The sequence below is a fragment of the Stenotrophomonas sp. MMGLT7 genome (assembly GCF_021168555.1).
Taxonomy (GTDB): domain Bacteria; phylum Pseudomonadota; class Gammaproteobacteria; order Xanthomonadales; family Xanthomonadaceae; genus MMGLT7.
Map to the genome: position 1 here is coordinate 15,288 of NZ_JAJOZS010000002.1, position 18,938 is coordinate 34,225.

Consider the following 18,938-nt stretch of genomic DNA (forward strand, 5'->3'; position numbering starts at 1 on the left):
GCCCATGACCGACACCGTCGCTTCCAATCCCCCACCCGCCCCGGCCTGGCGCCGCGCCCTGCCCATCCTGATCAGCCTGGCGATCCTGGCGCTGGCGCTGCGGGCGCTGTCGAATGAATTCAGCGAACACGGCTACCGGCAGATCCACCACGCCTTCCAGCTGATCTCCGCCGGCCAGGTCGCGCTGGCGCTGCTGCTGGGGCTGTGCAGCTATGCCTGCCTGATCGGCTTCGACGCCATCGGACTCAGGCGCAGCGGCAAGCAGGTGCATCCGGCGCGGGTGGGCATCACCGCGTTCCTGGCGCACGCGGCCGGCCAGACCCTGGGCTTTGCCGCGCTCACCGGCGGCGCGGTGCGGCTGCGCGGCTACGGCAGCGCCGGCCTGAGCCTGGCCGAGATCGGCCAGGTGGTGTTGATGAGCACGCTGGGCTTCGTCTTCGGCGCGTGGGTGCTGCTCGGCCTGGCCCTGGTCTTCGAGCCGGATGCCGCCGCGCGGGTGCTGCCGATCGGCGTGGACGCCGTGCGTGCGGCCGGCGTCGCGGCGATCGCCGGCTATGCGCTGATGCTGGTGCTGGTCGGCGGCAAGGGGCGCAGCGTCGGCATCGGCCGGCATGCGCTGTGGCTGCCGGACTGGCGCACCGTGCTCGGCGTGACCGCATTGAGCGTGGTCGAACTGGGGCTGGCCAGCGCGGCGTTCTACGTGCTGCTGCCGCCGCTCGCGGGCACCGGCTACGTCGGCTTCGTCGGCCTGTGGCTGGTGGCGGTGCTGGCCGGCCTGGTGTCCACCGTGCCGGCGGGACTGGGCGTGTTCGAGTGGAGCATGCTCAAGCTGCTGCCGGGCATCGCGCCGGCGGCGCTGCTGGCGGCCGCGCTGGTGTACCGGGTCACCTACTACCTGGTGCCGCTGCTGATCTCCACCGTGCTGGCCGCCGCCGGCGGCCTGCGGCGGCCGGTGCGTGCCGGCGCGGCGACCTTGCATGCGACCTGGTCGGCGCTGCGTCCCTGGCTGCCGCAGATCATCGCGCTGGCGGTGTTCGCGGTGGGGGCGGCGCTGGTGATCGACGGCACCCTGCCCACCCCGCGCCGGCGGCAGACGGTGGCGCCGCTGCCGCTGATCGAGACCTCGCACCTGCTGGTCAGCCTGGGTGGGGTGCTGCTGCTGTTGATCGGCCAGGGCCTGCAGCGGCGCAGCAGCTCGGCCTGGGTGATCGCAATGGTGTGCTGCATCGCGCTGGCGCCGTTGTCGCTGCTGCGCGGCAGCCACTACTCGGTGGCGCTGTGCACGCTGCTGATGGCCGCGGCGCTGTGGCTCTCGCGCCACGAGTTCTACCGCGAGAGCGCCCTGCTCGACGAGGCCTGGTCGTGGCGCTGGCTGGGCAACCTGGGGCTGGTGCTGGTGGCCACGGTATGGCTGCTGTTCTTCGTCTACAGCCATGTCGAGTACAGCAACGAGCTTTGGTGGGAGTTCGCCTCCTCGGCCAATGCGCCGCGGGCGCTGCGGGCGCTGCTGATCGTCGCCGTGGCGGTGGTCGTGTTCGGGCTGGCACGGCTGCTGCGCAGCACCCGCCGGCCGCTGCCGCCGGCCAGCGAGGCCGAGCTGGACACGCTGGCGCCGGTACTGGCCGCGGCCACCGATTCGCAGGCCTGCCTGGCATTCACCGGCGACAAGGCGCTGCTGCGCGACGAAGCCAACACCGGCTTCGTGATGATGCAGCGCCACGGCGGCTCGCTCATCGCCATGGGCGACCCGGTGGGTCCCCCGGACACCGCGCGCCAGCTGATCTGGCGCTTCCGCGAGGAAGCCGACCGGCTCGGGCTGCGGCCGGTGTTCTACCAGGTCGGCGAGGCCTACTGGCAGACCTACCTCGACCTGGGGCTGAGCCTGGTCAAGCTGGGCGAGGAGGCGATGGTGTCGCTGCAGGATTTCAGCCTGGAAGGCAGCGCGCGCGCCGACCTGCGCCAGGCCTTCAACAAGGGCAAGCGCAGCGGCCTGGAGTTCCGCATCCTGGAGCCGGCGCAGGTGGAAGCGGCAATGCCGGCGCTGACGCAGATCTCGCGGCAGTGGCTGGACGAGAAGGCCGGCGAGGAAAAGGGATTCTCGCTGGGCAGCTTCGACCCGGTGTACCTGCGCCGCTTCCCGATCGCGGTGGTCGAGCACGAGGGCCGCATCGTCGCCTTCGCCAACCTGTGGACCGCGCCGGCCGGCCACGAACTGTCGGTGGACCTGATGCGCCACGCCGACGACGCGCCCAAGGGCACCATGGACTACCTGTTCGTGGCGATGTTCCTGTGGGGGCGCGAACAGGGCTATACCCGCTTCTCGCTGGGCATGGCGCCGCTGTCCGGCCTGGCCCAGCACCGCCTGGCCGGGCGCTGGAACCGCTTCGCCAACCTGGTGGCGCGCCATGGCGAACGCTTCTACGGGTTCAGCGGCCTGCGCCGCTTCAAGGCCAAGTTCGCGCCGAACTGGCGTGCGCGCTACCTCGCCGCCCCCGGCGGCATGCACCTGCCGGCGGCGCTGCTGGACGTCACCCGGCTGATCTCGCTGGAGCCGCGCCGTCGCGAGCCGGGCTAGCAGCGCGGGCGGCGGGCCGAGGCCCGCCCGATGAGGGCCGATGCGATCCGCGTCGGCGGGCACAGGGCGGACCCAGAGCAGCCGTGCGATCGTGCGGCGCCGGATGCACGGCGCCCACGAGCACGGGGAAACGGATTCCCTCGGCCGCTCGCCCCCGTCAGTCCGCGTCAACTATCGGGAAGCACACGTCCGTCACCCAGTTCGCGGGGTCGGGGTCCTGCGCCGGGCTCACCCGGTAGATGTTGAACATCGGCCCGGTGGTCAGGCCGTTCTCGGCGATATAGGTGCCGATCGCGGCGGTCGCCTGGCCCATCCGCTCGTATCCCCCGGCAAGGGTGGCGGTCACCACCCGCTGCTGCGCAAGCGAGCGGCACTGCAGCGGCGCGGCCGCGGCGAAGGGAGCGGCGACCTGCAGCCACACCTCGACGTCCACGTCCGCTTCCCGGTACTCCTCGTCGTGGAAGGTGGCGCCGGCCATGCCGGCGGCGGCCGGCTCGGCACCGGACCGGGCGACGAGCGGCATCAGGCGCTGCCACAGCTCGCCCTCGCTGGCGTAGGTGGCGACCGTGTGGCGCAGCGCGGCGACGGTCATGGCGGGCAGGAGGGTCTGGCGGACATCGAAGTGCATGGCGATTTCCCTCATGGAATGGATCAGGCGTTCCAGCGCGGACTGGCGCAGCTGCAGCTGCCGCGACTGCGCATCGAGCCGCTCGCGCTGCAGGTCCAGCAGCGCGGACAGCCGCGGCGGGTCGTCCATCGCCGCCAGCGCGGCGGCAATGCGGGTGACGACGAACCCGGCGTCGCGCAGCTGCCGGATCCGCTCGGCCTCGTGCAACTGTCCGGTGCGGTAGTACCTGTAGCCGGTAAACGGATCGACGTGCGCCGGGACCAGCAGGCCATGCTGCTGGTAGTGCCGCAGCATCCGCACGCTCAGCTGCGACAGTTTGGAGAACAGGCCGATCTGCAACAGCTTTCCCGGGTCCATCTGCACGTCCGTCCGATCTTGCGTGCCCCGATTCAAGCCCATGACACGGTGTCAGAGTCAACGCAAGGCGCCCACGACGGCAATGGACGCATCGTCGCGCCCCGGTACCGGCTCACCTGCGCGCGATCGCGGCCGGGGTCAGCGCCCGCCGGCCTGCAGCCGTTCCAGGATGCTCCGCGCGAGCGTGCCGTAGTCGCCCTTGAAATGGTGGTCGCCGGGCAGTGCCAGCACCTGCGCCTGGCCCGGCGGCAGCTTCGGGCACAGCGCATCGTCGTCGTCCTCGCCGTAGATGCACAGCGTGGTCGCCGCCGGCAGCCGCGCCATCTCCGGCGCCACCGGCAGGCCCTCGCCGTCGTCGCCGAGCCAGTTGCTGACGTGGAATTCATAGTCGGCGGTGGCGGCCGGCGACAGCAGCGCGGTCATCGCCAGTTGCCGCCGTGTTGCCGCCGGCAGCTGGTTGATCGCCGCCGGCAACACGTCGGCACCTTGCGAGAAACCGATCAGCACCACCCGGCTGCGCTTCCAGCGGCTGCCGTAGTAGCGCGCGATGCGGTCCAGGTCCTGCGCGAACGAGGCCGGCGTGCGCTCGGTCCAGAAGTAGCGCAGCGAATCCAGCCCGACCACCGGGATGCCCGCCTGCGCCAGGGCACCGGCGACGTTCTTGTCCAGCCCGGCCCAGCCGCCGTCGCCGGAGACGAAGATGGCGAAGGTGTCCGGGTTGTCGCCGGGCGCCGCCGCGGTCTCCACCAGCGGCAGGTCGTCCAGGGCGGCCGGAGGCGGCGGCAGGCTCACGCCCTTCTGTTCGCCCAGCGAGCGTGCCGCGGCCACCAGCGCCGGCACCAGGCTGCCGTGCGCGCCGCGCTTGAGGGTGCGCGCCTGCGGCACCTTGGCGATGAATCCGGCCTGTTCCGCCACGCCACAGGCCGGTCCGGCCGGAGCGGTGGCCGCCAGCCACGGCAGCGGCAGCGATGCCGGCTGCAGCGCGCCGCCGGCGCTCGCCACGCCCTTGCCGCAGATCATGCCGCCCGGTGCCGCGGACGGGCACAGCCCTTCGGTCAGCAAGCCGGCGAACACATGGTCCGGCGCCTGCGCCGCCACCGCGTAGGCCAGCGCGGCGCCGTCGCCGTCGCCGGCCAGCAGCGGCAGCCGGTAGGTGGGCACATGCTGGAACGCCTGCAGGTAGCGGGAGAAGTTCTCCACGTCGCCGGCGGAGAACGCGCAGGCGCCGCCGTCCCTGGCCAGCACCTGCCGCAGGCGGGCGCTGTCGACCAGCGCGACCATCGCGCCATCGGCACGCAGCGCCTCGATCTGCGCCCGGCGTTCGCTGGCGCGCGCGGCATCGCCGGCGAACCAGATCACCACGCGTCCCGGCCCGGCTTCGGGCATGAGCACCCGCACGCGCTCGAAGCGCCCGTGGCTGACCTCCGTCACCGCGCCCGCGGCCGCCGCCGCGCCGCCGGCGGCCAGCGCCAGTACCATCGCCGCCGCCAACCGCATCCTCCACCGCACTCGCATCATGTGAATCCGCGCCGAAAACAGCGCACAAAGATAATCCGGATCACCGCCGGCGCCCAGCGTTGCCGGGCCGGTGAGGCGATGGCCGGGCGGACCTGGCAACCGCTACGTGGATTGGCCCGTCGCATACCCCGGATGGCGCAGCTTCCACGCCGCCAGTTGCGTGCGGTAGCGCGCCAGTTCCTCGGCATACAGGTCCAGTACGCACAGCGGACAGCCGCTGCCGCAGCATTCGTTGGGCGCCGGCTCCTGCGGCGGCTGCGGCATCGGGTCGGCGGGATCGTCGAGATCGGCGGAATTCATGCGTCGATGCTAGCGGATGCGGTGGCCGGATGACGTATGGCTGCAGGAGTAGCTCTACGTGGCTTCGGGGCCATCAGTCTCGGGCTTTACAGGCAGAGCCCGTTCGCGACTGAAGTCGCTCCTACGCGAGCAGCGGGTGGGCCCTGGCGCTCTGCGCGCCGGTCACGCCGCCGGGGTCTCGATCGTTGCCCGCATGCTGCCGGTCGGTGACGCCATCACCGCAGCGGTCACGGCGGACTCCGCTGCGGTGGGCCGAGGCCCGCCCCCAAGACCCTGAATGGAAAATCGTCGGCGTCCGAAAAGACAGTTGCCCCTGCAGTTGCCCTAGCCTGCGACCCGGCGCAGGTTGGCGCGCGCGGCGGCATCGCAGCGCTGGTGGAACCAGTCGCTCAGGAAGATCCGCGGCGCATCCAGCAGGCCACGCAGGAAGCGCCGGCGGTTGATGCGGAACAGCAGCGCCGGGACGTGCCCGGCATACTCGCGGGCGATGCCGCGGTCGTACGCGTCGAACACCGGCGCCGGCGCGGCCAGGATCGCCATGTCGCAATCCAGGAACAGCGCGGCCTCGGCATCCACGTCGGCCGGCTGCAGCGCGCCATGGCGCGCGGTCAGCTCGATCAGCTGCACCACGCGCGCGGCATCCACGCCGGCATCGGGCAGCCACTGCTCGATATGCCGGCGCGCCAGCTGCGCCGAACGCGCCTCGTTGTCCGGCCGCCCGGCCTGGTAGATCGCATCGTGGTACAGCATGGCCAGCCAGACCTCGCGCGGCCGGTTCCAGCCCGGCCCCTGCGCGACCTCGCCGAAGTGCCGCAGCAGCGCCTGCACGTGGCCGAAGTGGTGATAGACGCGCGGCGGCGTGGCATAGGCGTCGCGGATCGCCTGCCACTGCTGCGGCGGCAACTCGACGGGGGCAGGCGGCAGCGGCGGCGAGGCGTCCATGGCCACAGGCTACGCGCCGCCACCGCATCGCGGCAATGCCGGCTCAGCACAGCGGCCAGCGGCCTTCGAACTGGTAGCGCGTCTGCCCGAGGAAGCTGCGGATCAGCACGAAATCGCGCACCCGCCAGCACACCGGCGCCACCGGGCGATCCGGCAGCTGCAGCGCGTCGTACATCAGCGTCAGGTGCGGGACGAACGCGTCGTCGTGGCCCAACCCGGCGCGCGCCAGCCGCAGGCCGAGTTCGCGCTGCAGCGCGAACAACGACACGTTGTCCGCGCCAGCCGCAGGCGCAGCCTCGGCACCGCCACCGCGCAGCACCAGCGGGTGCCGCCGCGGACGCCCGCCGAAGCTGCCCACCCGGTCGAAGCGGACATCGAATGCGCCCACGTCGACCTGCGCGGCCGCCCGGTGTGCCCCTTCCAGCACCGATGGCGGGATGCCGGCGAAATCGCCGAGGTGATGCAGGGTGACGTGCAGGCGCTGCGGCAGCAGCGGCCTGGCCGAAAGCGGCTCGCTGCGACGCAGTGCGTCCAGTTCGGTGCCGATGGCCTCGATCGCGGCGGCGTCGGGCATCAGTGCGAAGAACAGGCGTTCGGCCGGCCTTGCCTCGCCGAAGCCCAATGAGAGTTGCGATTCCATCGCTACAGGATAGGCGCTGCCGGCGCCGTCCGGATTCCCGAGGCCGCAAAAGCATCGCGCCCGGCGGAAACCGCCGGGCGCGATGCATGGATCTTCTGCGCGGGAAGAATCAGGCCGCGTTCTTCATCGCATGCTTGCGCTTGCGCATGATGTCGTGGCAGGCGCGCACGTCGGGCAGCAGGCGCGTCGCCGCATCGCGCGCGGCCACCGGCAGGTCGGCATCGGCGACGACTTCGTCGAAGGCCTTGAGCAGACGATCCTCGGACTCCTCGAGCTCGGCCACGTAGCCGTACTGGGTGTCGCCCAGCGTTGCGCGCACCTTGCCGTAGAACTGCTGCATGGAGCCGACCATCGTGCCGTGCTCGGCCGGCTTCTCGCCCAGCGAGGCCACCACCGCGCTGAGGTGGGCCACCAGGTCGGACTTGACCCCGGCGATGCGGGTGAACAGGCTCGAAAGCTCGGCGTCCTTCACCTTGCCGGCGGCTTCCTGGTAGAACTTCTGGCCATCGCGCGAAATCTCGATGAGGTCGTTCAGTGCGTCGGCGGACTTGCTCTTGGTATTCATGTGGACATCTCCTTGGGTAGTTGCCGGCGGATCCGGCTTGAACGTGGCAACCACCTTGAACGCCCTGCCATAAAACAGCCGTGAGCCCGGGCGCCGCCATGCTCACGTGGTCATGGCGCCGATGAATGCAGGTTCATTCGCGCGGCGCCTGCGCGACCCGGTGAAAATTTCATCACTCCGACCAGGCGGCTTGCGGCACGGGCGATCGCGCCGGTCATCCACATCTTTGTCCGCCGCTCATCCACATCCCCTGTGGAGAAAACGGAGGTGGTCCGCCTCGCAGGAAGTGGCCCCGGACCGATACGCCGGTATCGGAAAAACCCCGGGCCGGCACCCGTTCCGCGCCTGGACCGCCGGCCGGCGCGTGCCTCTTCGATCCGGTACCTACCTCGCTCCGGGCCGGCAGCCTGGGGCCACGCCCGCCCGCCCGCCCGCACGCACGCATCGCCAGCGTCACCTTGCAAGCCGCGCCGTCAGTCGGCCTGCGCCGCCAGCCTGCGCAGGCGCGATTCGTCCTGGCGCGCCCACGCGTACACCAGCAGTCCCGCGACCGCGGTGGCCGCGCCCACGTAGCCGGTCGAGGTCCAGCCCATGCCGGCGGTGATCGCCAGCCCGCCCAGCCACGGACCCAGGGCGTTGGCGACATTGAACGCGGCGTGGTGCGAGGCGGCCGCCAGCGTCTGCGCGTCCGAACTGACGTCCATCAGCCGCATCTGCAGCGCAGGCCCCAGCGCGCCCATGGTGCCCAGCGCCACCACCGCCGGCAGCAGGCTCCACAGCGAGCCGGCCGACAGCGGGAAAAGCAGCAGCACCATCGTGGACCACAGCAGCACCCAGAACACCGAGCGGAAGCCGATGCGGTCGTACAGCCAGCCGCCGAACAGCGTGCCGAGGATGCTGCCGACACCGAACGCGCCCAGCGCCACAGGCACCCAGCCCACGCCCGCGCCGGTAACCTCGGTCAGCGTCGGCACCAGGTAGCTGAAGACGCAAAACATGCCGGCGAATCCCACCGAGCCGATGCCCAGCGCCAGCCACACCTGCGAACGGTTGAACGCGCGGATCTCGCGCAGCGGCTCATGGGGCGGCTCGCAGCGATCGCCCGGCAGCAGCAAGGCCACCAGGACCACCGTGGCCGCGGCGACCAGCGTCACCAGCAGGTAGACCGAGCGCCAGCCCCACACCTCGCCCAGCCAGCTGGCCAGCGGGTTGCCCAGCAGCACCGCCAGCGCCAGGCCCATCATCACCCGGCTCACCGCCGCGCCGCGCTGGTCGGGACGGCTGACGGACGCGGCCACCAGCGCGGCCACGCCGAAGTAGGCCCCGTGCGGCAGGCCGGCGACGAAGCGGCACACCAGCGCCACCGCGTAGTTGGGCGCCAGCGCGCTGGCGAGGTTGCCCAGCGCGTAGAACGCCATCAGCGACACCGCCATCGGCTTGCGCCGCAGGCGCGCGCCGAGGATGGCCAGCACCGGCGCGCCGATCACCACGCCCAGCGCATAGGCGCTGATCAGGTGCCCGACCTGGGGTTCGCTGATGGAGAGGCCGCGCGCGATGTTCGGCATCAGTCCCATGGTGGCGAACTCGCTGGTGCCGATGGCGAACCCGCCCATGGCCAGCGCAAACAGGATCAGCACGTACTCGCGGCGGCCGACCTGCCCTGCCAGCGTGTTGCCTTGCGTTGCCATGGCGCTTTCCGACGGAGAGAGCGACCCATTATTGTGCAATGCAGCATCGCGTTGAAGCTGCACGACGCACCGCTTTCAGCCGGCAGCAGGCAGCCGGCGCGGCATCCGCGCCATCAGGCCTTGCGCAGGAAGCAGGTCTTCAGCACCAGGCCCTTGATCTTGTCCGAGTTGCCCTCGATGTGCTCGGCATCGCCATCGACCAGGCGGATGTTGCGGATCACCGAGCCCTGCTTGAGCGGGATCGACGATCCCTTGACCTTCAGGTCCTTGATCACGACCACGGTATCGCCGCTGGCAAGCAGGTTGCCGTTGCTGTCGCGCACGCTCTGGCCCTGCTCGTCGGTCGCCGCTTCCTCGGCGCTCCACTCGAACCCGCAATCCGCGCAGATCCACTGGCCGGCGTCGACGTAGGTGTTTTCCAGAGTGCACTGCGGGCAGGCGGGGATGGCGGACATGGGCATGGGTCGGAAAAAGGCCGGCCATTGTAACCGCCGCCGCCCGGCCGGGCAGGATCACGCGCCCCCCACGATGCCGGCGCGATAGTGCGGCCCGTCCCCCATGTCCACAGGTGAAGCCTTGTCCAGGCCGACCGGTTCCCGCCTCGTCGTCTATGCCGCGCTGGCCGGCAATTTCGCCATCGCCATGGCCAAGTTCGTCGCCGCCGGCATCTCCGGCAGCTCGGCCATGCTCAGCGAGGGCGTGCACTCGCTGGTGGATACCACCAACGAGATCCTGCTGCTGTACGGCATGAAGCGCGCCGAGCGCCCGGCCGATGCCGACCATCCGCTGGGACACGGCCGCGAACTGTACTTCTGGAGCTTCATCGTCGCGCTGCTGGTGTTCGCGATGGGCGCGGGCGTGTCGATCTACGAAGGCGTGCGCCACATCCTGGAACCGGAGCCTTCCCGCAACCACACCGTCGCCTACGTGGTGCTGGGCGTGTCGATCCTGTTCGAAGGTTTCTCGTGGCTGGTGGCGCTGCGCGAGTTCCGCGCCGGCAAGGGCGACATGGGCTATTTCCAGGCGTTCCGCCAGAGCAAGGACCCCACCACCTTCACCGTGCTGCTGGAGGACAGCGCCGCCCTGCTCGGCCTGTTCATCGCCCTTTTCGGCCTGCTGGCCGCGCAGTGGCTGGACATCCCCGAGCTCGACGGCGTGGCCTCGATCGGCATCGGCTGCGTGCTGGCCGCCACCGCGTTCCTGCTGGCGCGCGAGACCAAGGGCCTGCTGATCGGCGAACTGGCCAGCCCGCATTTCGCGCGCTCGCTGCTGGACATCGCCGCGGCCGATCCCGATGTGCGCAACGCCAATGGCGTGCTGACCATGCAGATGGGGCCCAACCAGGTGGTCGCCGCGCTCAGCGCCGAGTTCGAGGACGCCTGCACCACCCCGCAGATCGAGCAGTGCGTGCGCCGCATCGAGTCGCAGGCGCGGCAGCAGCGCCCGGACCTGGTGGCCCTGTTCATCAAGCCGCAGACCGAGCAGACCTGGCAGGCGCGCGAACGCGAGATCTCCAGCCGCGGCGAAGGATGAGCGACTGCGGCACCGGCATGCGTCCATGCGCGGTTCAGCACCCGGGTTGCGCCGTCCGCGGCCAGCCTCTACGGTAGAGGCGCAACACCGCACTGGTGCCGTGAATCAGCCGGCGCATTCCCTTCCCATCGAATCGAGAGGTTTCCCCATGGAGATCATGGATGGCCGTGTCGCCACGATCCACTACACCCTGAGCAACGACGAAGGACAGGTCATCGACCGCTCCTCGCCGCAGACGCCGCTGAGCTACCTGCATGGCGCCGGCAACATCGTGCCCGGCCTGGAAAAGGCGCTTGCCGGCAAGCGCAGCGGCGACACCCTGCAGGCCGACGTGCCGCCCGAGCAGGGCTACGGCCCGCGCCACGAGCAACTGGTCCAGCAGGTGCCGCGCACCGCGTTCCCGGCCGGCACCGACGTCGCCGTAGGTGCGCAGTTCCAGGCCAACGCGCAGGGCGGTCCGCTGCTGGTGACGGTGACCGAGGTCGGCGCCGAGCAGGTCACCATCGACGCCAACCACCCCCTCGCCGGCCAGACCCTGCATTTCGCGGTCGAAGTGGCCGACGTGCGCGAGGCGAGCGAGCAGGAACTGGTCGAAGGCCAGCCAGGCTGACGCCAACGGCGCCTTCCGGGCCGCAGCGGTACCCGTAGGGGTAAGAGCGCAGCGCGCCCGGGATGGCGATGACCCGGGGGCGCTGCGCCTACCCGGGCTGCGCGGCTGGCGGACGCCGCCGCCGGCCGTGCGGCGTCTGTGGCAGGCATCGTCGCTCCGGCACCGCCGCGGTTGCGGCATCGGCCGGCTTGCCGCACAGTGCGCGGCCCCTCGCACCGCCTCCTGCCGCCATGCGCCTCGGTATCGACTTCGGCACCAGCAACTCGGCCGCCGCCGCCATCGTCGACGGCGAGATGGTGCGCGTGCGCTTCGGCGACCAGGCCCAGTTCCGCACCACCGTGTACTTCCCCGGAGTGATGCGTGACCCGGCCGACTTCGAGCTCACCCCGGCGCTGGAGCACCAGGTCGAGGAACTGGCCGAATCGGCGCGCCGCGCGGCCGTCGCCGCCGGCCGGCCGCGCACGCGCGAGCAGCTGCGCCGCGACGCCATCCGCGTCGTGCGCCGGCAGTGGATGGAGGAACAGGTGCGGCAGCCGCGCAGTTCCGCCGCGCTGCTGCACAACGCCGTCTACGGCGAGGCCGCGCTGGATGCCTACTTCGCCGAGGACGAAGGCAACCTGGTGCAGAGCCCCAAGTCGATGCTCGGCTACAACCTGCATCCGCGCGCGCGCCAGACCATCACCGGCATCGCCACCCACATCCTCGAACACATCCGCCTCACCGCCTCGGCGCAGCTGGGCACCCGCGTGCGCAGCGCCACGCTCGGCCGCCCGGTGCAGTTCCGCAGCTCGATCGGCGAGGCCGGCAACGCACAGGCGCTGGAGATCCTGCAGTCGGCGGCGATCGCCGCGGGCTTCGACGCGGTCGATTTCCTGGAGGAACCGGCGGCGGCGGCGATGCACTACCACGCCGTCAGCGACAGCCGCCACGAGGCGGTGATCGTGGACATCGGCGGCGGCACCACCGACGTCGCCCATGCCAGCGTCGGCGGGCCGCAGCCGCCGTCGATCCATCGCGCCTGGGGCATCGCCCGCGGCGGCACCGACATCGACCTGGCGCTGAGCCTGGCCGCGTTCATGCCGCTGTTCGGCCGCGGCAGCACCCGCGTGCCGGCGCACCACTACGTCGAGGCGGCCACCGTGCAGGACATGACCCGCCAGCGCGACTTCCGCAGCCACCGCTACGACGAGGTGCCGACACCGTTCGATCGCCGCCTGCGGGCACTGCAGGACACCGGCAACACCGCGCGCCTGTATCGCGCCGTGGAGACGGCCAAGATCGCCTTGAGCGACCGGCCCGAGCACCTCGCGCCGCTGGACTGCATCGAACGCGGCCTGCACGTGCAGGTGGACGCGCCGGCATTGCAGGCGGCCGCTTCCGGCTACCTGGACGAGCTGGCCGCGCTGCTGGCGCAGGTCCGTGCCGATATCGGCCACGAGCCGGAGGCGGTGTTTCTCACCGGCGGCATGTCGCGCGCCGGCTATATCCGGCAGATCGCCGGCGCGGCCTTTCCCGGCGCACGGGTGGTCCACGGCGACCCGTCGTTCGGCGTGGTGCAGGGCCTGGCGCTGGCAGCGGCGCAGGCAAGCGACTGATTCGGCAGGGATTCCTCCCCGGGCCCCGGCCCTCTTAACGATTGTCTACACCCGCCCGTGTAGCATGCGGAGCACGCCTTTCCGTATCGCGACCCGAGCAACGCGCGATCTCTCCGCTGCAACCGCCGCCTCGCGGCGTTGCCCTCAACCGGGCGGCATCCGCTGCCCACGCCGTCTGTCCCCCCGACACAGACAGCAGGCGCCAGACCGGCGCTGGTAACCCGTGCGCCCGCTTTCCGGGATTCGCCGGGACAAGGCATGCCAGTACCGCACCCGTGCGCCGGCCGGAGCATTCCGGCAACGATCCATCGCTTCCAGCCGTTTCATCGAAGGAGGAAAACATCCATGGCTCGCACCGCAACCAAGTCTTCGTTCACCGCCAAGTCCTCGCGCAACTCGCCCTCGCAGGCGCTCAGCAGCGAGCGCATCGCGGCCGACCTTGCCGCCTTCCGCAAGGCCGGCGGCCGCATCGAGGTGCTCGGCAACACCCGTGCCCTCAAGCACCAGGAAGAGAACAAGGACGGCGACAACTGATCGTCCGCTGCCCGCATCGCAGGATGCAGGCACACCTTCCCACGGCCGCCGCGCAGGCCTGCGCGGCGGCCGTTTTTCGTTTCGAAACTCCGGAACATCCTTCTCCCGCGTGCGGGGGAAGCTGCCCGAAGGGCGGATGGGGGCTGCCTGGAGCATAGGCAAGCAACAGCAAAAGCCCCCCATCCGGCGCTGCGCGCCACCTTCCCCCGCAAGCGGGAGAAGGGAGCTGCCGATTCCTGTCGTGATGAACAAACTGGACGGAACCGGGTTTTGCTCGCAAGCAGCACAAGCGCAGCAACATATAGCGCTGGACGGACAGCGATCGCATCGCGTCGTATCCTCTTGCCCCCGCCGATTTGCGGCCGAACCGTCATCATGACCCGCCAAGCCTCCGCTCCCAGCCATGTCATCGGCGATACGCAGCCGCCCTTGCTGGAAGACACCGTCGGCGCGCTGCTCGCGCGCATCGCCGGCCGCTGGCCGAAGCAGCCCGCGCTGGTGGCGCCGGCGCAGGGCGTGCGCATGGACTATGCGCAGCTGGACGAGGCGGTCACCCGCCTGGCCGCCGGCCTGCTCGCGCTGGGCCTGGAACCGGGCGAGCGCATCGGCATCTGGTCGCTGAACCGCTGCGAGTGGGTGCTGATGCAGTTCGCCACCGCGCGCGCGGGGCTGATCCTGGTCAACATCAACCCGGCCTACCGCAGCCACGAACTGGAGTACTCGCTGAGGCAGTCCGGCTGCCGTGCACTGGTGCTGGCGCGGCGCTTCAAGAGCTCGGACTACCCGGCCATCCTGCGCGAGCTTGCGCCGGAGCTGGACGGCAGCACTCCGGGCGACCTGCACGCACCGCGGCTGCCGGAGCTGCGCCAGGTGATCGTGCTTGGCGACGTCGCGGCCGTGCCCGGCACCCTGGACTTCGACCGCATCGCCGCCTGCGACGATCCGCAGGCACTGGCGCGCGTGCATGCGCTGCAGGCGACGCTGCAGCCGGACGACGCGATCAACATCCAGTTCACCTCCGGCACCACCGGCTCGCCCAAGGGCGCCACCCTGAGCCATCGCAACATCGTCAACAACGGCTTCTTCATCGGCGAGTGCATGCGCCTGCACGAACACGACCGGCTGTGCATCCCGGTGCCGTTCTACCACTGCTTCGGCATGGTGCTGGGCAACCTGGCCTGCGTGACCCACGGCAGCTGCATGGTGGTCCCGGGCGAAGGATTCGACGCGCTGGCCACGCTGCAGGCCGTGCAGGACGAGCGCTGCACCGCGCTGCACGGCGTGCCGACGATGTTCATCGCCATGCTCGAGCACCCGCGCTTCGGCGAGTTCGACCTGTCCTCGCTGCGCACCGGCATCATGGCCGGCTCGCCGTGCCCGGTGCAGGTGATGAAGAAGGTCGTCGGGCAGATGCACATGGCGCAGGTCACCATCGCCTACGGCATGACCGAGACCAGCCCGGTCAGCTTCCAGACCACGCCGGACGACCCGCTCGACCGCCGCGTCGATTCGGTCGGCCGCATCCATCCGCACGTGGAGGTACGCATCGTCGACGGCGACGGCCACCCCGTCCCGCGCGGCGTCACCGGCGAACTGCACACGCGCGGCTACTCGGTGATGAAGGGCTACTGGAACGACCCGGCGCGCACCAGCGAGGCGCTCGATGCCGACGGCTGGATGCACACCGGCGACCTGGCCACGCTCGACGAGGACGGCTACTGCCGCATCGTCGGCCGGCTCAAGGACATGCTGATCCGCGGCGGCGAGAACATCTACCCGCGCGAGATCGAGGAATTCCTGCATACCCACCCGGCGGTGGCCGACGTGCAGGTGTTCGGCGTGCCGGACGCGAAGTTCGGCGAGGAAGTGTGCGCCTGGGTGCGGCTGGCCGAGGGCAGCGCCTGCAGCGCCGAGGAACTGCGCGACTACTGCCGCGGCAGCATCGCCTACTACAAGGTCCCGCGCTACGTGGAGTTCGTGCAGGAGTTCCCGATGACCATCACCGGCAAGATCCAGAAATTCGTCATGCGCGACACGATGGCGAAGCGGCTCGAGGACTGAGCGCGCCTGGCGGCGCCTGCCGCGCACGGCTCGCCTCGGCGGGAGCAGGAAGGCACAGGCACGGCGCCTGGCGCGCACATGCCGCCGTCCTCGCCTCCGCCTTCGCGGCACCGGTCGTGCAGGCGCGAGGCATGACGGCATGGCCACGGCGCCAATAGAATGAGGCCCCGCCACCGGCATTCCACCCACGGATTCCCACCCGACACATGAAGCGACTCGGTACCGGACTGCTGCACGACCACCTTCCCTCCTGGACCCACGAATGGCTGGAGGTGATCGTGATCGCCGTACAGGTCGCGCTGATCGTGCTGGCCGCGTGGCTGCTGCGCATGCTGGCGCGCCGGCTGCTGCGCCGGCTCGGCGAACGCTATGCGCTGCCGCCGGAACTGCTGGTCGCCGCGCGCCGCCTGGCCGGCGTGTTGATCTTCGGTACCGCGCTGATGCTGGTGCTGGACCGCTTCGGCGTCTCCGGCACCGTGCTGTGGACCGCCTTCACCGGTTTCGCCGCGGTCGGCGCGGTGGCGTTCTTCGCCGCCTGGAGCGTGCTGTCCAACATCTTCTGCACGATGCTGATCCTGACCACGCGGCCGTTCCGCCTGCACGACCACATCGAGCTGCTGGAGAACGGCGAGAAGCCGGGACTCAAGGGCCGGGTGATCGACGTCAACCTGATCTACACCACCTTGCAGGAGATCCACGACGGCCACGAGGGCACGGTGCTGCAGATTCCGAACAACCTGTTCTTCCAGCGCACGGTGCGGCGCTGGCCCTCCGGCGCGCTGCCCGCCGGCGTCGCCGCCGCGCGCATCGAGACCGGCCCGGCCGGCTGAGCCTCAGCGCAGTTGGCTGTCCTTGCTGCCGCGGCGGTTGTAGCCGCTGAACTCGTGCTGCTCGCGATCCTGGATCGCCTGGCATTCCACGCACAGGTGGACGCCGGGCACGGCCTTGCGCCGCGCCTCGGGAATGGGCGCATCGCATTGCTCGCAATGGCTCAGGCTCGGCCCTTGCCGCAGTTGGCTGCGCGCGCGCTTGATGGCGTCGTCCACGGTGGCATCGATCTGCTCCTGCACCGCGCCGTCGCCGGCCCAACCGGTCGCCATGACGTCCTCCGGAAAACACGTTGATCCAGTGCAGATAATGCGGTCATCCGCGGCGCTTGCAAGCAGCGCCGCGGCCTCGCGTTCATGCTTCGCGGCGACCGGCCGCATACACGCCGCCACACCGCCCTGGACTATGCTGGCCGCCCGTCCCGCATGGCTTTCGCTCCCATGGAAGAGTCCATCCATCCGTTCTCCGAACTGTTCTCCCAGCTCGGCCTGCCCGCCGACGAAACCAGCATCCGCGCCTTCATCGCCCGCCACTCGCCGTTGCCGGGCGACGTACGCCTGGAGGAGGCCCCGTTCTGGACGCCGGCACAGGCGCAGCTGTTGCGCGAGGAGCGCATCGACGACGCCGACTGGGCCGTGGTGGTGGACCAGCTCAACGTGGCGCTTCACGCCACGCCGGCACCGCAGTAGCGGCGCGGCGTCCGGGCACGGGCAGTCCCTCGCCTCGCGGAGGTTGCCGCCTGCACCCGCCGCACCGCGGCCGCGAGGCCTGGGCCGTCCGCTCCTCCGCACCCGGACGGCCCGGCATCCGTCGCGCCGCCGCATGCCGGTAGCGCGCATCCGCGGTCACGGCATAATCGCGGTCCGACTTCCCGGGGACCTGCCATGCGTCGAATCCTGCCCGTCCTGCTCTGCCTGCTGCCGGCCGCGGCCGTTGCGCAGTCGCCGGTATCGCCCGTCCCGGCCGATGCCCGCCTGTATGCCATCGGCACCGCGCCATCGGCCGCGCGCATCGAGGCCGACGTGCGCAAGCTGGTGTCCTTCGGCACCCGCCACACGCTCTCGGACACGTCCTCGCCCACGCGCGGCATCGGCGCGGCCACGCGCTGGATACACGACGAGTTCGAGCGCATCTCGCGCCAGTGCGGCGGCTGCCTGGAGGTGCGCTACGTCAGCGGTACCGTTTCCGGCGAGAAGCGCATTCCCGATCCGGTGGAGATCGTCAACGTGGTCGCCATCCAGCGCGGCAGCGCCGATCCGAACCGCTACGTGATCATGAGCGGCGACATCGATTCGCGCGTGAGCGACGTGATGAACGCTACCGCCGACGCGCCCGGCGCCAACGACAACGCCTCCGGCGTGGCCGGCACGCTGGAGGCGGCGCGCGTGCTGACCCGCTACCGCTTCCCGGGCTCGATCGTCTATGCCGCGCTCTCGGGCGAGGAACAGGGCCTGTTCGGCGGCAAGATCCTGGCCGAGCGGGCCAAACAGGAAGGCTGGCGCATCGAGGCGGTGCTCAACAACGACATGATCGGCAATATCGCTGGCATCAACGGCGTCACCGACAACGCCAGCGCCCGCGTGTTCTCCGACGGCCTGCGCGCCACCGAGACCGCCGAGGAGGCACGCCAGCGCCGCTTCACCGGCGGCGAGGTCGACTCGCCCTCGCGCAACCTCGCCCGCTACATCGCGCGCATGGCCGGCTACGTACCCAATCTCGACGTGATGATGGTCTACCGGCTGGACCGCTTCGGCCGCGGCGGCCACCACCGCCCGTTCAACGACGCCGGCTTCCCGGCGGTGCGGGTGATGGAAACCAACGAGAACTACGACCGCCAGCACCAGGACCTGCGCAGCGAGAACGGCCGCGTCTACGGCGACACCCTGGACGGCGTGGACTTCGCCTACGCCGCCAGGCTGACCGCGCTCAACGCGGTCAGCCTGGCCGGCATGGCCTGGGCCCCGCCGCCGCCGGCCGCGGTCGGCATCGAGGGCGCGGTGACCGCCGACACCACGCTGCGCTGGCAGCGCCCTCCCACCGCGCAGGCCCCCGAGCTGGCCGGCTACAGGATCTATTGGCGCCTGACCACCGAACCGCAGTGGAGCCGCAGCATCGATGTCGGCAACGTCGATGCGTTCACGCTGAAGAACGTGGTCATCGACAACTACTTCTTCGGCGTGGCCGCGGTGGCCCGGGACGGGACCGAGAGCCCGGTGGTATTCCCTGGGCCGGCCGGCAGCTTCGGCGGCTACTGACGGACCCCGGCGGCCGTCGCCGATACCGGGCCGCGGCCTTGACGCCTTCCGACCAGCACGGACCCCAAGCGCGGGATATCCACGCCTTCCTCCCATCGGGAAAGGGCTGGAGTGAAGGTACGGGCGAATCTTCGCCCGCCTCCTAACCCGCCCAGTGCGTGCCGTCCCTGCGGCGCGCACTTCCGGCCGGCTCTGCCGTGCGCCCTGGCATCCTGCCTCGCGAGCACGGCACGTCGCAGAAGGGAGCAGGAAAAGCTGAAGCAGGTGCTTCAGCTGGCGCAGTCATATCCATACGCGAGCAGCTTCCCT

At 70.7% G+C, this 18,938-nt stretch carries 18 protein-coding genes; 9 read left to right on the forward strand and 9 right to left on the reverse strand.

Annotation, left to right across the window (positions count from 1 at the left end; genetic code table 11):
• Positions 1-4 precede the first annotated feature (4 nt).
• Positions 5-2,575, forward strand: coding sequence for a bifunctional lysylphosphatidylglycerol flippase/synthetase MprF (mprF, locus tag LRX76_RS02850; RefSeq protein WP_231801887.1), 2,571 nt, complete (start codon positions 5-7; stop codon positions 2,573-2,575).
• 157 nt (positions 2,576-2,732) lie between these two features.
• On the opposite strand, the gene LRX76_RS02855 is transcribed toward mprF, so the two are convergent.
• The 8 genes from LRX76_RS02855 to LRX76_RS02890 all read right to left on the reverse strand — a co-directional run bounded on the left by LRX76_RS02855 (position 2,733) and on the right by LRX76_RS02890 (position 9,668).
• Positions 2,733-3,560 carry a MerR family transcriptional regulator gene (locus LRX76_RS02855; protein WP_231801889.1) on the reverse strand — a complete coding sequence of 276 codons (828 nt, stop codon included), beginning with the start codon at positions 3,558-3,560 and terminating at the stop codon, positions 2,733-2,735.
• 138 nt (positions 3,561-3,698) lie between these two features.
• Complete coding sequence (locus LRX76_RS02860; protein ID WP_231802603.1) at positions 3,699-5,039, reverse strand: AcvB/VirJ family lysyl-phosphatidylglycerol hydrolase; 1,341 nt, start codon at positions 5,037-5,039, stop codon at positions 3,699-3,701.
• 141 nt (positions 5,040-5,180) lie between these two features.
• Positions 5,181-5,378: an oxidoreductase-like domain-containing protein gene (locus LRX76_RS02865; RefSeq protein ID WP_231801891.1), complete on the reverse strand. Its 198-nt coding sequence runs from the start codon at positions 5,376-5,378 to the stop codon at positions 5,181-5,183.
• 324 nt (positions 5,379-5,702) lie between these two features.
• Positions 5,703-6,302 (reverse strand): hypothetical protein, encoded by a 600-nt coding sequence (locus tag LRX76_RS02870; protein WP_231802605.1) that lies wholly within the window; start codon positions 6,300-6,302, stop codon positions 5,703-5,705.
• A gap of 61 nt (positions 6,303-6,363) precedes the next feature.
• The gene (locus tag LRX76_RS02875) at positions 6,364-6,960 is read right to left on the reverse strand and encodes a 2'-5' RNA ligase family protein (protein WP_231801893.1); all 597 of its coding nucleotides are present in this window, start codon (positions 6,958-6,960) and stop codon (positions 6,364-6,366) included.
• A 109-nt stretch (positions 6,961-7,069) separates the two neighbouring features.
• Positions 7,070-7,525 carry a PA2169 family four-helix-bundle protein gene (locus LRX76_RS02880; protein WP_231801901.1) on the reverse strand — a complete coding sequence of 152 codons (456 nt, stop codon included), beginning with the start codon at positions 7,523-7,525 and terminating at the stop codon, positions 7,070-7,072.
• Positions 7,526-7,998: 473 nt separating this feature from the next.
• Positions 7,999-9,213 (reverse strand): MFS transporter, encoded by a 1,215-nt coding sequence (locus LRX76_RS02885; RefSeq protein WP_231801903.1) that lies wholly within the window; start codon positions 9,211-9,213, stop codon positions 7,999-8,001.
• Between the two features lie 113 nt (positions 9,214-9,326).
• Positions 9,327-9,668 carry a zinc ribbon domain-containing protein YjdM gene (locus LRX76_RS02890; protein WP_231801905.1) on the reverse strand — a complete coding sequence of 114 codons (342 nt, stop codon included), beginning with the start codon at positions 9,666-9,668 and terminating at the stop codon, positions 9,327-9,329.
• A gap of 103 nt (positions 9,669-9,771) precedes the next feature.
• Here LRX76_RS02890 and LRX76_RS02895 point away from each other — a divergent pair, with 103 nt between their 5' ends.
• The 6 genes from LRX76_RS02895 (at position 9,772) to LRX76_RS02920 (ending at position 16,376) form a co-directional block, all read left to right on the forward strand.
• The gene (locus LRX76_RS02895) at positions 9,772-10,746 is read left to right on the forward strand and encodes a cation diffusion facilitator family transporter (protein WP_231801907.1); all 975 of its coding nucleotides are present in this window, start codon (positions 9,772-9,774) and stop codon (positions 10,744-10,746) included.
• A gap of 148 nt (positions 10,747-10,894) precedes the next feature.
• Positions 10,895-11,356: a peptidylprolyl isomerase gene (locus LRX76_RS02900; protein ID WP_231801909.1), complete on the forward strand. Its 462-nt coding sequence runs from the start codon at positions 10,895-10,897 to the stop codon at positions 11,354-11,356.
• A 230-nt stretch (positions 11,357-11,586) separates the two neighbouring features.
• Positions 11,587-12,951, forward strand: coding sequence for an Hsp70 family protein (locus tag LRX76_RS02905; RefSeq protein WP_231801911.1), 1,365 nt, complete (start codon positions 11,587-11,589; stop codon positions 12,949-12,951).
• Positions 12,952-13,296: 345 nt separating this feature from the next.
• On the forward strand, positions 13,297-13,485 hold the full coding sequence (locus tag LRX76_RS02910) for a hypothetical protein (RefSeq protein ID WP_231801913.1): 189 nt from the start codon (positions 13,297-13,299) through the stop codon (positions 13,483-13,485).
• Positions 13,486-13,860: 375 nt separating this feature from the next.
• Positions 13,861-15,546: an AMP-binding protein gene (locus tag LRX76_RS02915; protein ID WP_231801915.1), complete on the forward strand. Its 1,686-nt coding sequence runs from the start codon at positions 13,861-13,863 to the stop codon at positions 15,544-15,546.
• A gap of 206 nt (positions 15,547-15,752) precedes the next feature.
• Entirely contained in the window at positions 15,753-16,376 is a 624-nt protein-coding gene (locus LRX76_RS02920) for a mechanosensitive ion channel family protein (RefSeq protein WP_231801917.1), read from the forward strand.
• Positions 16,377-16,379: 3 nt separating this feature from the next.
• On the opposite strand, the gene LRX76_RS02925 is transcribed toward LRX76_RS02920, so the two are convergent.
• Positions 16,380-16,646, reverse strand: a complete 267-nt coding sequence (locus tag LRX76_RS02925; protein WP_231801919.1) for a DksA/TraR family C4-type zinc finger protein — start codon at positions 16,644-16,646, stop codon at positions 16,380-16,382.
• A 168-nt stretch (positions 16,647-16,814) separates the two neighbouring features.
• On the opposite strand from LRX76_RS02925, the gene LRX76_RS02930 reads away from it, so the two are divergent.
• Positions 16,815-17,063, forward strand: a complete 249-nt coding sequence (locus tag LRX76_RS02930) for a DUF2789 domain-containing protein (RefSeq protein WP_231801921.1) — start codon at positions 16,815-16,817, stop codon at positions 17,061-17,063.
• A 195-nt stretch (positions 17,064-17,258) separates the two neighbouring features.
• Entirely contained in the window at positions 17,259-18,629 is a 1,371-nt protein-coding gene (locus LRX76_RS02935) for a M28 family metallopeptidase (protein WP_231801923.1), read from the forward strand.
• Positions 18,630-18,938 lie beyond the last annotated feature (309 nt).

What these genes read in the sequence shown, in the direction of transcription:
- LRX76_RS02935 (WP_231801923.1), top strand. Translation starts at nt 17,259, where the DNA reads ATGCGTCGAATCCTGCCCGTCCTGCTCTGCCTGCTGCCGGCCGCGGCC.
- LRX76_RS02855 (WP_231801889.1), bottom strand. Translation starts at nt 3,560, where the DNA reads ATGGACCCGGGAAAGCTGTTGCAGATCGGCCTGTTCTCCAAACTGTCG.
- LRX76_RS02905 (WP_231801911.1), top strand. Translation starts at nt 11,587, where the DNA reads ATGCGCCTCGGTATCGACTTCGGCACCAGCAACTCGGCCGCCGCCGCC.
- LRX76_RS02915 (WP_231801915.1), top strand. Translation starts at nt 13,861, where the DNA reads ATGACCCGCCAAGCCTCCGCTCCCAGCCATGTCATCGGCGATACGCAG.
- LRX76_RS02875 (WP_231801893.1), bottom strand. Translation starts at nt 6,960, where the DNA reads ATGGAATCGCAACTCTCATTGGGCTTCGGCGAGGCAAGGCCGGCCGAA.
- LRX76_RS02910 (WP_231801913.1), top strand. Translation starts at nt 13,297, where the DNA reads ATGGCTCGCACCGCAACCAAGTCTTCGTTCACCGCCAAGTCCTCGCGC.
- LRX76_RS02895 (WP_231801907.1), top strand. Translation starts at nt 9,772, where the DNA reads ATGTCCACAGGTGAAGCCTTGTCCAGGCCGACCGGTTCCCGCCTCGTC.
- LRX76_RS02885 (WP_231801903.1), bottom strand. Translation starts at nt 9,213, where the DNA reads ATGGCAACGCAAGGCAACACGCTGGCAGGGCAGGTCGGCCGCCGCGAG.
- LRX76_RS02900 (WP_231801909.1), top strand. Translation starts at nt 10,895, where the DNA reads ATGGAGATCATGGATGGCCGTGTCGCCACGATCCACTACACCCTGAGC.
- mprF (WP_231801887.1), top strand. Translation starts at nt 5, where the DNA reads ATGACCGACACCGTCGCTTCCAATCCCCCACCCGCCCCGGCCTGGCGC.
- LRX76_RS02860 (WP_231802603.1), bottom strand. Translation starts at nt 5,039, where the DNA reads ATGGTACTGGCGCTGGCCGCCGGCGGCGCGGCGGCGGCCGCGGGCGCG.
- LRX76_RS02920 (WP_231801917.1), top strand. Translation starts at nt 15,753, where the DNA reads ATGAAGCGACTCGGTACCGGACTGCTGCACGACCACCTTCCCTCCTGG.
- LRX76_RS02865 (WP_231801891.1), bottom strand. Translation starts at nt 5,378, where the DNA reads ATGAATTCCGCCGATCTCGACGATCCCGCCGACCCGATGCCGCAGCCG.
- LRX76_RS02930 (WP_231801921.1), top strand. Translation starts at nt 16,815, where the DNA reads ATGGAAGAGTCCATCCATCCGTTCTCCGAACTGTTCTCCCAGCTCGGC.
- LRX76_RS02890 (WP_231801905.1), bottom strand. Translation starts at nt 9,668, where the DNA reads ATGTCCGCCATCCCCGCCTGCCCGCAGTGCACTCTGGAAAACACCTAC.
- LRX76_RS02925 (WP_231801919.1), bottom strand. Translation starts at nt 16,646, where the DNA reads ATGGCGACCGGTTGGGCCGGCGACGGCGCGGTGCAGGAGCAGATCGAT.
- LRX76_RS02880 (WP_231801901.1), bottom strand. Translation starts at nt 7,525, where the DNA reads ATGAATACCAAGAGCAAGTCCGCCGACGCACTGAACGACCTCATCGAG.